This window comes from Amycolatopsis heterodermiae (genome assembly GCF_034929455.1).
Lineage (GTDB): Bacteria > Actinomycetota > Actinomycetes > Mycobacteriales > Pseudonocardiaceae > Amycolatopsis > Amycolatopsis heterodermiae.
Map to the genome: position 1 here is coordinate 43,625 of NZ_JAYFSI010000016.1, position 11,886 is coordinate 55,510.

The 11,886-nt window shown below is 71.9% G+C and carries 13 protein-coding genes; 2 read left to right on the forward strand and 11 right to left on the reverse strand.

From position 1 onward, the window contains the following. Positions 1-88: 88 nt before the first annotated feature. The 10 genes from VA596_RS43875 to VA596_RS43920 all read right to left on the reverse strand — a co-directional run bounded on the left by VA596_RS43875 (position 89) and on the right by VA596_RS43920 (position 9,726). Positions 89-1,366 carry a deoxyguanosinetriphosphate triphosphohydrolase gene (locus VA596_RS43875; RefSeq protein ID WP_323335832.1) on the reverse strand — a complete coding sequence of 426 codons (1,278 nt, stop codon included), beginning with the start codon at positions 1,364-1,366 and terminating at the stop codon, positions 89-91. Between the two features lie 34 nt (positions 1,367-1,400). Continuing rightward, positions 1,401-2,054 (reverse strand): YdcF family protein, encoded by a 654-nt coding sequence (locus VA596_RS43880; protein WP_323335834.1) that lies wholly within the window; start codon positions 2,052-2,054, stop codon positions 1,401-1,403. Between the two features lie 32 nt (positions 2,055-2,086). Next, positions 2,087-2,692, reverse strand: coding sequence for a response regulator transcription factor (locus VA596_RS43885; protein ID WP_323335835.1), 606 nt, complete (start codon positions 2,690-2,692; stop codon positions 2,087-2,089). Next, entirely contained in the window at positions 2,689-3,894 is a 1,206-nt protein-coding gene (locus VA596_RS43890) for a sensor histidine kinase (protein WP_323335836.1), read from the reverse strand. The genes VA596_RS43885 and VA596_RS43890 overlap by 4 nt, the downstream gene beginning before the upstream one ends. A gap of 25 nt (positions 3,895-3,919) precedes the next feature. After that, positions 3,920-4,660, reverse strand: coding sequence for an ABC transporter permease (locus VA596_RS43895; protein ID WP_323335838.1), 741 nt, complete (start codon positions 4,658-4,660; stop codon positions 3,920-3,922). Then, positions 4,657-5,589, reverse strand: coding sequence for an ABC transporter ATP-binding protein (locus tag VA596_RS43900; protein WP_323335840.1), 933 nt, complete (start codon positions 5,587-5,589; stop codon positions 4,657-4,659). The genes VA596_RS43895 and VA596_RS43900 overlap by 4 nt, the downstream gene beginning before the upstream one ends. Positions 5,590-5,785: 196 nt before the next feature. Beyond that, positions 5,786-7,174: a glycine--tRNA ligase gene (locus VA596_RS43905; protein WP_323335842.1), complete on the reverse strand. Its 1,389-nt coding sequence runs from the start codon at positions 7,172-7,174 to the stop codon at positions 5,786-5,788. Between the two features lie 88 nt (positions 7,175-7,262). Beyond that, entirely contained in the window at positions 7,263-7,916 is a 654-nt protein-coding gene (locus VA596_RS43910) for a class F sortase (RefSeq protein WP_323335844.1), read from the reverse strand. 79 nt (positions 7,917-7,995) lie between these two features. Next, the gene (locus VA596_RS43915) at positions 7,996-8,634 is read right to left on the reverse strand and encodes a class F sortase (RefSeq protein WP_323335846.1); all 639 of its coding nucleotides are present in this window, start codon (positions 8,632-8,634) and stop codon (positions 7,996-7,998) included. Further along, positions 8,635-9,726, reverse strand: coding sequence for an LPXTG cell wall anchor domain-containing protein (locus VA596_RS43920; protein ID WP_323335848.1), 1,092 nt, complete (start codon positions 9,724-9,726; stop codon positions 8,635-8,637). A 222-nt stretch (positions 9,727-9,948) separates the two neighbouring features. Here VA596_RS43920 and VA596_RS43925 point away from each other — a divergent pair, with 222 nt between their 5' ends. Next, positions 9,949-10,389, forward strand: coding sequence for an ArsR/SmtB family transcription factor (locus tag VA596_RS43925; protein WP_323335849.1), 441 nt, complete (start codon positions 9,949-9,951; stop codon positions 10,387-10,389). Continuing rightward, positions 10,389-10,802, forward strand: a complete 414-nt coding sequence (locus VA596_RS43930; protein ID WP_323335851.1) for a Fur family transcriptional regulator — start codon at positions 10,389-10,391, stop codon at positions 10,800-10,802. The genes VA596_RS43925 and VA596_RS43930 overlap by 1 nt, the downstream gene beginning before the upstream one ends. On the opposite strand, the gene VA596_RS43935 is transcribed toward VA596_RS43930, so the two are convergent. Then, positions 10,799-11,542, reverse strand: a complete 744-nt coding sequence (locus tag VA596_RS43935; protein WP_323335852.1) for a TIGR03943 family putative permease subunit — start codon at positions 11,540-11,542, stop codon at positions 10,799-10,801. The genes VA596_RS43930 and VA596_RS43935 overlap by 4 nt on opposite strands. Between the last annotated feature and the right edge of the window lie 344 nt (positions 11,543-11,886).

Below are 11,886 nucleotides of genomic sequence, written 5' to 3' on the forward strand. Positions count from 1 at the left end.
ACCGGGGCCTGCGGCCGTGTCGGCGTCTCAATCACGCGTGTCGGCGTTCTGATCACGCGTGTCGGCGTTTCCGTCACGTGGGGAGGGCTCAGTGGTGGCGGGTCACGTGCCAGGAGTGCCAGACGTGGGCTTGGGCGTCGGTCAGGGAAGCCACCTGGTCGACGACCACGCGCAGCAGGCCCGCGTCGTCCTTCGCGGTCTGCCACGCCGGGACGAACAGCGGGTCGAGGGACTCCGGGGCGCGCCGGGCCAGGGCGTGGACCAGCTCGCCCAGCAGCTCGCGCTGGCCTTCCTGCATCGCCAGGCGGCGCCGGTCGCTCATCACGTACCGCAGTGCCAGGGCCTTGAGCAGGGCCACCTCGGCGGCGACCTGCTCGGGTACGGCGAGTCTGGCCCGGTAACGGCTCAGCGGGCCGTCGCCGAACTCCGCGCGGGTGCCGGTGACGGCGGCCGTCGCGAAGCGGCCGACGAGCTCGCTCGTCAGGCGTTTCAGCGCGACCTGGGCGCCCGGCGAGCCGTCCGGCCCCGCCTCGATCACCGACGCCACCACCGGCAGCGCCAGCAGTTCCTCGGCTGCTCCCTCCAAAGTGGACACCGACTGCCCGGAGAAGTGCTTGGCCGCGGCCTCCGCGACGGCGGCCCGCTCCTCAGGGTGCGCCAGCACGCGCAGCTTGATCCGGCCGGCAAGCACGCCGTCCTCGACGTCGTGCACCGAATACGCGACGTCGTCGGCCCAGTCCATGATCCGGGCCTCCAGGCAGGTCTCCTCCCCCGGCGCGCCTTCCCGGACCCAGGCGAAGACCTCGGCGTCGTCCGCGTAGACGCCGTACTTGCGACGGCCCGGCTTGCGCGGCCACGGGTACTTCGTCGTCGCGTCGAGGCAGGCGCGGGTCAGGTTGAGCCCGGCCGTGACGCCGCCCTCGCCGACGAGCTTCGGTTCCAGCCGGGTCAGGATGCGCAGCGTCTGCGCGTTGCCCTCGAACCCGCCGCACGCGGCGGCCACCTCGTCGAGCGCGCGTTCGCCGTTGTGCCCGAACGGCGGGTGCCCGATGTCGTGCGCCAGCCCGGCGGTGTCCACCAGGTCCGGGTCGGCGCCCAGCTCCTCGGCGATGCCGCGGCCGATCTGGGCGACCTCCAGCGAGTGCGTCAGCCGGGTGCGCGGCACGCCCGTGACCTCGGCGCCCTCCCCCGGCCCGACCACCTGGGTCTTGCCCGCGAGCCGCCGCAGGGCCGCGGAGTGGAGCACGCGGGCGCGGTCGCGGGAGAACGCGCTGCGCCCGTCCGCGCGCGCCCCGGCCAGCGCGGCGCCCTTCGCCGCCTCCGGCCGGAGGCGGGCGGTGTCGTGCTCGGAGTAACCGTCGTTCACCCGGCCAGCTTAGGCGCGGGTACCGACAAAACGCTCAGCCCAGGAAGGTGGCGAAGAGATCGTCGGCCGGGGTCTTCGTCAGCCGGTAGTACAGCAGCGCGCCGGTCTCGCGGACGATGTAGCGGACCTGCGTGACGCGCTCCTGGACGATCGGCCCGCTGTGCGTCGGCGCGGTCCAGGCGTCCAGGCCCAGGTCGTCGGCCATCGTGCGGGCCCGGAACGAGTGCCACGGGTCGCTCACCAGCACCGCCGTGTGCCAGTCGCGGGCCTCGACCTGCTCGGCGACCGCGCGCAGGCTGCGCAGCGTGTCGCTGCCTTCGCCGACGGCCAGCGTCGCCGTCGGCGGCACGCCGTGACGGGTGAGCCACAGCTGCCCGGCCCGCGCCTCGGTGAAGTTGTCCTCGGCCTTCTTGCCGCCCGCGGTGACGATCGTCTTCGCGACGCCCGCGTCGTAGAGCTGCTTCGCCTTGGTCAGCCGCGCGGCGTAGATGTCGGACGGCTTGCCGTTGTACTGGGCCGCGCCCAGCACCACGATGACGTCGGCCTGCGTCCGGTCGTTGTCCCGGGCGACCTGCCAGATCCGGAACGCGGTGCCGCCGACGAGGGCGAGCAGCACGAGGACCGTGCCGAGCGCGATCCGGCGCGCCCAGCTCGCGCGCGTCGGTTTCGTGCGTTCAGCGGTACCCACCCGCCCCATCTTGTCAGAAGGTCACCGGCCGCTCACAGCCAGCCGCGCTCCTCGGCGACGCGGACCGCTTCGGCGCGGGTCCGGGCGCCGGTCTTGCCGATCGCGGCGGACAGGTGGTTGCGGACGGTGCCTTCCGACAGGTGCAGCGCGCGGGCGACGTCGGCGACCGTGCTGCCGTCCCGCGCCTCGCGCAGGACGTCCAGCTCGCGGGCGGTGAGCGGGCTCGCGCCGGTGGCCAGCGACTCCGCGGCCAGCGCCGGGTCCACCACCCGGAGTCCACTGTGGACGCGCCGGACGGCCTCGACGAGCTGCTCGGGCGGCGCGTCCTTGACGACGAACCCGGCAGCCCCCGCGGCCATCGCGCGGGCCAGGTAGCCGGGCCTGCCGAACGTGGTGCAGATGATCACCCGGCACGACGGCAGCGCGGCCCGCAGGTCGGCCGCCGCCTCCAGGCCGTCCTTGCCCGGCATCTGCACGTCCAGCAGGGCGACGTCGGGCTTCAGCTCGCGCGCGGCGGCGACCACCTCGTCGCCGGAGCCGACCTGCCCGACCACCTCGATGTCGGATTCGAGGCCCAGCACGGTGGCCAGTGCCCCGCGCACCATGGCCTGGTCGTCGGCCAGCAGTACCCGGATCAAGCGAGTCCTCCCGCGGGTTCGGCGCGCACGGCCGGCGCGGCCGCTCGCGGTTCGGGCAGCGGGATCTCCGCCCGCACCACCAATCCTCCCCCGGACCGGACGGACGTCCGCAGGGTGCCCCCGGCCGCGGCCAGCCGCTCGGTGAGCCCGCGCAGGCCGTTGCCCGGCACGACCTCGGCGGCCGTGCCGTCGTCCTCGATCTCCACCCAGTTCTTCCCCAGGTGCACCTTCACCTGCTTCGCCCCGGAGTGCCGCAGCACGTTCGTGACGGTCTCGCGCAGCACGTAGCCGAAGACGTTCTGGAACTCCGGCGCCACGTTGTCCACCGCGTGCGGCAGGTCCGTGTCGATCTCCGCGGCCCGCAGCGCCGCGCGGGCGCCGACGAGCTCGGCCGACAGCGACACCTCGCGGTACTCCGACACGGTGGCGCGGACGTCGGACAGCGCGCTGCGGGTCAGGCTCTCGACCTCGCGGATCTCCTCGACCGCGCGCGGGATGTCGCCCGCGCTCTCCAGCACCCGCCGGGCCAGCCCCGCCTTGACGGTGATCGTGGTGAGGCTGTGCCCGAGCAGGTCGTGCAGGTCGCGGGCGACGCGCTGGCGCTCGTTGGTCACGGCCAGCGTGGCGATCTCCTTGTTGGCCAGCTCCAGCCGCCGGATGGCGCGGATCAGGTTGGCCATGAAGAACATCGCCAGCGTCACCGAGCCGACCGTGATCAGGTCGCCGTAGTCGTTCTGGAACCGGCTCTGGACCAGCAGGATCAGCGCCCCGACGGCCAGCGCCGCGAGATCGACGATGACCGACCACGCGGCGGGGGCGAGGAACACCATCACCGCGGTGCCGTAGAGCAGGATGAACGGGTTCGCGTGGACCCCCGCGACCACGCCGAGCCCCAGCACGACCATCACGATCCCGAAGCCCAGCTTCAGCGGGCGGACCTGGCGGAAGAAGAACGGGAACAGCAGGTAGCAGGCGGCGTAGGCGTAGACCAGGAGCCAGCTGAGCACGACCGGCACGGTCACGACGGGCGCGGCCACGAGCGACTTCGTGATCGGGATGAGGAACGGCAGCAGGAAGACCACGCCCATGATCGGCCAGCGCACGGTGTCCGGGCCCTGGTTCTTCCCGTCGGGCAGCGGGTCGTCCCACCACCCTTCCCGCGTGTTCAGCCCGAACCGGCGGTTCGTGTCGTCGCTCGCCATCGCCGTTCCTCGTCCCCTCCGGCCCTCAGACGCGGGCACTGTCCTTACGGTAACGCCTGATCACCAGGGCCCCCAGCACGACCGTCCACGCCGCGAGCACGCCCACGGCGGTCGGCAGCGACACGACCATGTCGGTGGTCACCGCGGGCCGCGCCAGCTGCAGCACCCAGTACGTCGGCATGATCTGGGCGACGTCGTGCATCCAGCCCGGCATCGTCTCGATCGGGATCCACAGCCCGCCCAGGAAGCCCATGCCGAGGGTGACCAGCATGTTGATCGGCTGCATCGACTCCGGCGTGCCGAACTGGCCGAGCAGCAGCCCGAGCAGCACCAGCGGGATCGTGCCGAGCCAGACGCCGGCGAAGATCCGGACCCAGCCCGCGGCGTCGAGGTGGACGCCCTCGCCGAGAATCGCGAGCGCCGGCACGAGAATCAGCGCGGGCAGCCCGACGAGCAAGCCGGAGATGCCCTTGCCGGCCAGGTAACCCGTCCCGGTCAGCGGGGTCAGGCGCAGCTGCCGCTGCCAGCCCGCGGCCCGCTCCAGCGCGAGCCGGGCGCCGCTGTTGGTCGCGGCGGCGAACGCGCCGAACGTCATCATGTTGATCATGATCACGGCCACGATCTGCGCGTGCTCCGGATCGGACGACTTGGTGAAGACGTTGGCCTGCAACAGGAACATCAGCACCGGGAAGGCGACGACGAAGATCAGGAACCGCGGCGCCCGGAAGTTCCGGCGGATCTCGGTGGCCAGGTAGGTGGCGTTCATCGGACGGACTCCGCGGTTTCGTCGGCGGTCAGGGACAGGAAGGCGCCTTCGAGGCCGACGGCGCTGATCTCGATGTCGTACACGGCGGGAACGGCGGCCTTCAGCGCCCACAGCGTCGCGTCGGAGTCGCCGCTGGAGATGGCGACGCGGTCGCCGCGCAGCTCGAACTCCTTGACGCCGGGCAGCGCCGCGATCACGGCTTCGGTGGCACCGGGGACGGCGGCGCGCAGGCTGCGGCCCCCGGCCAGCGCGCGGACCTCGGCGACCGACCCGTCGGCGACGATCCGGCCGCGCCGCATCAGCACCACCCGGTCGGCGAACTCCTCGGCCTCTTCGAGGTAGTGCGTGGCGAACACGACCGTGCGGCCGGACTCGGTGAACGAGTACATCGACTGCCAGAACTCCCGGCGGGTACCGACGTCCATCGCGGCGGTCGGCTCGTCGAGGATGAGCAGGTCGGGGTTGCTGACGAGCGCGACGGCGAAGCGCACGCGCTGCTTCTGCCCGCCCGACAGCTTGTTGGCGCGGCGGCCGGCCAGCTCTTCGACCCCGGCGGCGCGCAGCGCTTCGGCCACCGGCATCGGCTCGCGGTGCAGCGCCGCGACCATGCCGACGGTCTCGGCGACGGTCAGGTCGTCCATCAGCGCGCCACCCTGCAGCATCGCGCCGATCAGGCCGGCGCGGACGGCGTCGATCGGCTTGCGGCCGAAGACGCGCACCTCGCCGCTGTCCGGCGTGCTGAGGCCGAGGATCATGTCGACGGTGGTGGACTTGCCCGCGCCGTTGGGGCCGAGCAGGGCCACGACCTCGCCCGGGGCGATGGTCAGGTCGACGCCGTCGACCGCGTGGACGTCACCGTAGTGCTTCCGCAGGCCGGTGAGGTGGATCGCGGCCCCCGCCGCCACCGCCTGGATGTCTGTTTCTCGCATGCCCCCAGGCTGCCGCCCGGGAGGCCCGGGTCCCCAGACCGTGCGTCACGACCTGACCGTGACAGGTGTCAGGGGTACTGTGCCGATCGTTACTGATCCGACCGGCAGCCACGGCGGAAATGGATCCCTACAGCGAATCAGCTGCGGTCCGTATCCGCCTTCTTTCGGCCGGATCAGTAACCGGACCCCGGGTGGTTCAGCAGCCGATCAGGCGGCCGGCCAGGTAGGACTCCAGCTTGTCGATCGCGACGCGCTCCTGGGCCATGCTGTCGCGGTCGCGGACCGTGACGGCGTCGTCCTCGAGGCTGTCGAAGTCGACCGTCACGCAGTACGGCGTGCCGATCTCCTCGTGACGGCGGTAGCGCTTGCCGATCGAGCCCGCGTCGTCGAAGTCGACGTTCCAGTGCTTGCGCAGCAGCTCGGCGACGGCCTTCGCCTTCGGCGTGAGGTCGGCGTTGCGCGACAGCGGCAGCACCGCGGCCTTGAACGGCGCCAGCCGCGGGTCGAGCTTCAGCACCACGCGGGTGTCGGTGCCGCCCTTGGCGTTCGGGACCTGCTCCTCGAAGTAGGCGTCGACCAGGAACGCCATCATCGACCGGCCGACACCCGCGGCGGGCTCGATGACGAACGGGCGGTACCGCTGCTTCGACGTCGGGTCGAAGTACGACAGGTCCTGACCCGAGTGGTTCGAGTGCGTGGTCAGGTCGAAGTCGGTGCGGTTGGCGATGCCCTCCAGCTCGCCCCACTCCTGGCCGGCGTTGAACGCGAACCGGTACTCGATGTCGACGGTGCGCTTCGCGTAGTGCGAGAGCTTTTCCTTCGGGTGCTCGAAGTGGCGCAGGTTGTCGGCCTTGATGCCGAGGTCCGTGTACCACTTCGTGCGCTCGTCGATCCAGTACTGGTGCCAGGTCTCGTCCTCACCCGGCTCGACGAAGAACTCCATCTCCATCTGCTCGAACTCGCGCGTCCGGAAGATGAAGTTGCCCGGCGTGATCTCGTTGCGGAACGACTTGCCGATCTGGCCGATGCCGAACGGCGGCTTCATCCGCGAGGTCGTCTGGACGTTCGAGAAGTTGACGAAGATGCCCTGCGCGGTCTCCGGGCGGAGGTAGTGCAGGCCCTCTTCGGACTCCACCGGGCCGAGGTAGGTCTTCAGCATCATGTTGAAGTCCCGCGGCGCGGTGTACTGGCCGCGCGTGCCGCAGTTCGGGCAGGGGACGTCGGACAGGTCGTCCTCGGTCGTCTCCTTGCCGCTGCGCGCCGAGTACTCCTCGGCGAGCTGGTCGGCACGGAACCGCTTGTGGCACGAAAGGCACTCGATCAGCGGGTCGGTGAACACGTTGACGTGCCCTGAGGCGACCCACACCTGGCGCGGCAGGATCACCGAGGAGTCGAGGCCCACGACGTCGTCGCGGGCCTGGACCACGGTCTTCCACCACTGGCGCTTGATGTTGTCCTTCAGCTCGACCCCGAGCGGCCCGTAGTCCCACGCCGAGCGGGTACCGCCGTAGATCTCTCCGCTGGGGAAGACGAAACCACGGCGTTTGCACAGGCTGACTACGGTCTCAATGGTGTTCGTGGGCACTCCACGCTCCGGAAGCATGCGGGGACGGTTATCGGACTAGAACCTCAAGGGTATCCGCCGGGGTCCACCGCTTTCCGCCCAGGTGAACCTACGGCCGCGACACCAGTGACGCCGTCACCACGCGGTTGTCCTCGTAGCCCTCCTTGCCGCCGACGTACTCGCCGCCGCAGGTGACCAGGAGGAGCTTGTGCGGGCCGTCCGGGGAGAACAGCTGCTCCGACCGCCCGGCCAGCTCGGACTTGTGGATGGTCTCGGCCGCGTCGACCTTGTAGACCCAGGCGCCGCCCGCGGCGTCGGTCAGCTTGACCTCCTGGCCCGGCTTGACCTGCCACAGCTCGTTGAACGGGCCCTTCTTGCCCTTCCAGTTCACGTGCCCGGACAGCAGCGCGACGCCGTGGTCGGCGCCCAGTTTCGCGCCCCACCAAGCGGCTTCGTCGAGTCCCTCGGGGATCTTCAGCGCGCCGTCGGCGTCCAGGTCCTCCTGGACGAGCTTCGCCGCGCCGCCACCGGGCAGCGCGAGCTGCGCCGGTGCCTGGCCGGTGTCCTGCGGGGTGCCGTTGCTCTGCGCGGACGTGCCGGTCGCAACCGGCGTTCCTGTGCCGTTCGCGCGGGCAGGTTCATCCTTTCCGGTGAAGACGAGCAGGGTGGCGACCAGCGCCGCGATCACGAACGCGCCGGCCACGCCGACGATCCACCAGCGGCCGGGGCCCTTCTTCCGCTCCGCCGGGTTGTGCTCCTGCATGCGCCTGCGCTCCTTCGCTCCGTGACCAGTGCACAGACACACATGCCGCGGCGGGCGGAGGAGGTTGCACCGAACTCGGTCAGCCGGTGGGGCGGGTCACCAGGGTCGCGGTGACCAGGCGGTTCTGGTCGTAGCCCTCGGTGCCGCCGACGTAGTCGCCGCCGCAGGTCACCAGCACCAGCCGGTGCGGGCCGTCCTGGCCGAACCAGCGGGCGGCCTGCGCGGGCAACGTCTCCTTCGGCAGCGTCACGACGTCGTCGACGCGGTAGACCCAGCGACCGCCGCGCGCGTCGACCACGCTGACGTCGTCGCCGTCGCGCATCCGCCACAGCTCGTCGAACGGGCCCCGCTGCCCTTCCCAGTTCACGTGCCCGGACAGCAGCGCCGCGCCGCGGTCGGCGCCCAGCTTGGCGCCCCACCACGCCGCCTCACCGAGGCCGCGCGGGATCGGCAGCACGCCCGTGTCGGTGAGCTCGGTGCGGACCAGCCGCGCGGTGGCGCCGCCGGGGAGGCGGACCGTGCCCGGGCGCTGCTGCGCGGTGGACGAGCTGTCCGCGGGCAGCACGGCCGGGGCCGCGTTCTCCCCCGGCAGCGTGCCGGGGGCGGGCGCGGCGATCGACACCGGCTCGGGCGGCAGCCACGTCAAAACGACGACACCGGCCGCGAAGGCGGCCACGGCCAGGGCCCCCGCGACGGCGGCCAGCCCGCTGCGCAGCACCTAGTCCGTCCCGGACTTGCGCCGCCTGCCCAGCAGCAGGGCGACGCTCCCGAAGAACACGCCGCCGAAGAGCAGCCCGATGCCGAGCGGGACGCGCGAGCCGTCACTGCCGGTGTCCGGCGCGGCCGCGCCGAGGTAGCCGGCCGGGACCTGGGTCGGCACGGCGGGCTGCGTCGCGGTGGCGCCGCCGCCGGTGCTGCCGGCGGACTTCGCGACGAACCCCTTCGGGATCGAGCAGCTGACGCCGCCGAGCACGATGTTCGTCTGGACGTCCTGCAGCGCGGCGCCCTGCGCGTCCTTGACGTGCGTGGTGATCTCGGCCCGCCAGCCGGCGACCGCGGTGTAGTCGCCGCCGCGCCAGCCGTCCTGGCGGATCAGCTGGTCGAACGCGGCGACGCGGGTCAGCTTGAGGTCCGAGACCGTGGTGTCCTTGCTGGCGTTGGTCAGGTCGCCGGGCGGGCCGAGCCGCAGGTTCTTCAGCTGCAGGCCCGCGTTGCCGCCGGGCATCGGGACGATGCCGAGCGCGCCGCCGGCCTGGCGCACCCACAGCCGTGTCACCGTCGACGTGCCGGTGAGCTTCGCCGGGCTGGTGCAGTCCACCGCGGTCTTGGCGCCTTCGAGCACGAGCACGGTGTCGTCCACCGCGTTGGCCCCACCCTGCCAGGTGTCGCGCAGTGCGTAGTTGGTCTCGGCGACGGCGGTGGGCACGGTGGTCGCCTGCAGCGCGGCGACGACGTTGTGGTCCCGGCTCGCGACCCCGGCCGGGTACGGGTTCTGCGACCCGCTGTAGCGGCCGAGGTCGATCGCGTAGTGCCCGCCGAACGTGGCACGCTCGCCGTCGTCCTTGGGCACGGTGACCCGGTCGGTGCCGAGCTTCGACTGGCCGGGCAGCAACGGCGAGCGCTGGGTCTCGGTGATCAGGGAGCCGCCGTGCTGGCCTTCGCCGCCGATCCGGACCGATGCCACGTTCGCGAACGAAACCGGCCCGGTCTTCTCGTCGACCGCCTGGCTCTGCGCGCCGGCCACACCCACCCCGGCCAGCGGGAACAGGACGGCCGTCAGTACGGCTGCCTTCGTTGCGAAACGGGTCATGTCTCCCCACTGCGTCTGCTCGGGCGGGTCGCCAGCGTACGAGAGGCGACAAAACGCTCCGCGACAACCTTGCACCGTCGGCCACTACATGCGAAGCCGAAGAGCCAATATCCCACGAACTCACCCGAATGGACCAATGGCACCCGCCGGACCCCGCAGAGACGGTGACGGAGCCGGGGCCCGGACGGGGGAACACTAGGATGGGCCACGCCGTTATCGGCAATGACTACGGAATTCATGGTCTCAGGCGGCGACGAGGCGGAGGCGGTTATGGCGACGGTGGCGGGCAGCGGCGTCGCGGACGAGGCCGGACCGCACACGCACGAGCCCGAACGGGACCGCGCGGCGCCGTCCGTGCCCCCCTCGAAGCACCCCTCGACCGCTGTGCTGGCCGACGCGGGCGACCTGCTGCGCGCGCTGGCCGCCCCGGTCCGGATCGCGATCGTGCTGCAGCTGCGCGAGGCCGACCGGTGCGTGCACGAGCTGGTGGACGCCCTCGACGTCGCGCAGCCCCTGATCAGCCAGCACCTGCGGGTGCTCAAGACCGCCGGGGTGGTGCAGGGCGAACGCCGCGGCCGCGAGGTCGTCTACCGGCTCGCCGACGACCACCTGGCGCACATCGTCGTCGACGCCGTCGACCACGTGCAGGAAGGAAAGCAGTGATGACTCCCGTCGCGCCGCGCGGGCAGGCCCCGGTACCCGGGCGCCGATCGACCAAGCAGCGGGCCGCGGTCGTCGAGCTGCTGAGCACCGTCGACGACTTCCGCTCGGCCCAGGAACTGCACGACGAGCTGCGCAAACGCGGCGACGGCATCGGCCTGACCACCGTGTATCGCACCCTGCAGTCCCTGTCGGAGGCCGGCGAGATCGACGTCCTGCGCACCGATTCCGGCGAGGCCATCTACCGCCGATGCTCGGCGCACCACCACCATCACCTGGTCTGCCGCCTGTGTGGGCGCACGGTGGAGGTCGAGGGCCCGGCGGTCGAGCGCTGGGCGGAGAAGATCGCGGCGGAGCACGGCTTTTCGGAGATCTCCCACACGGTGGAGATCACCGGCACCTGCGCGGAGCACTAGTACTCATACGGGTCCTTGGGGGCCGGGACGGTCGCGACCGAGGCCGCGGTGAAGTCCGGTGTGTAGCTGTTGGCTCGCGTGGCCGTGCCCGGCACCACCTGGCCGGTCACCTGGATCCAGGCGTCGCTCGCGTACCGGGCCGCTTCGGTGCCGGTGAGGCGGACCGTGACCGGGAAGGCGTCGGCCGCGCAGCAGCTGATCACCAGGCGGGCCAGCAGGGTCCGGCCCTCCGCGTGGACGACGAACCCGGTCAGTGAAACGGTGCGCCCGTCGAGCGTGCCCGCCTTGTCCCAGCCCGCGCGGCTGACGAACTCGTTGACCGACAGGGGCACGACGTTCCCCGCGGGCAGCGGCGGGAAGGCCGCCGCGTTGGCCGCGGCCGCGCTGGCCGGGACGCGTGCCTCGGTCCGGATCACCGAGTCGGCGCCCAGGGCTGGTGGCGCGACCAGGAAGACGGCCAGCACGGGAACCAGCAGCAACCAGGCGGGCCGGGCGGAGTGCGTGTGGTCGTGGCTGTCGTGGCTGTCCTTTGCGGGCACTTTCGCGGGCGCTTTCGCCCGCGCGGCCAGCAGATCCCGCACGACCGCGACGGCACCGAGCACCACCATGACCGCCCCGCCGGCGATGATCCACGGCTGCTGCGCCGGTTTGACGTACCGCAGGTAGTCGCCGTTGACGGCGATCTTGACCAGCGCGCCGCCGAGCAGGATCAGCAGGATGTTCTGGGTCTCCCGTTTCACGCCGGCACCACGTCCTTTCCCGGTTGCGCAAGCAGGATGCTCTGCCGCCGAGTGGTCGCTTCGCCACCGGAAGCCGATACACCGCCGACCACGAGTCCCGCACGGCCCGCGACCCGACCACCGCCGAATCGCCTTTTCGCGGCCAGGAGCGCAGCCGCCCGCCGCCGACCGCCGGACGCCAGGCTCAACGGCCGGACCTGTTCCGGCGGTGCACCAACAGACACGAGACCCACGCCGACTCGCCTCCTCGCCGCCAGAAGCGCGGCTGGGTGCGGTCGTCGGCCGCTCGAAGCCGAGCTTGGCTGCCGGGATCGCCGCTCGGGATCGGGTCGGTGCTCGATCAC

Bases quoted from the DNA above. Each gene is read 5' to 3' on its own strand.
- VA596_RS43890 (WP_323335836.1), bottom strand. From the start codon at position 3,894: ATGGCGAGCGACGACACGAACCGCCGGTTCGGGCTGAACACGCGGGAA.
- VA596_RS43925 (WP_323335849.1), top strand. From the start codon at position 9,949: ATGACTACGGAATTCATGGTCTCAGGCGGCGACGAGGCGGAGGCGGTT.
- VA596_RS43910 (WP_323335844.1), bottom strand. From the start codon at position 7,916: ATGCAGGAGCACAACCCGGCGGAGCGGAAGAAGGGCCCCGGCCGCTGG.
- VA596_RS43920 (WP_323335848.1), bottom strand. From the start codon at position 9,726: ATGACCCGTTTCGCAACGAAGGCAGCCGTACTGACGGCCGTCCTGTTC.
- VA596_RS43895 (WP_323335838.1), bottom strand. From the start codon at position 4,660: ATGAACGCCACCTACCTGGCCACCGAGATCCGCCGGAACTTCCGGGCG.
- VA596_RS43930 (WP_323335851.1), top strand. From the start codon at position 10,389: ATGACTCCCGTCGCGCCGCGCGGGCAGGCCCCGGTACCCGGGCGCCGA.
- VA596_RS43900 (WP_323335840.1), bottom strand. From the start codon at position 5,589: ATGCGAGAAACAGACATCCAGGCGGTGGCGGCGGGGGCCGCGATCCAC.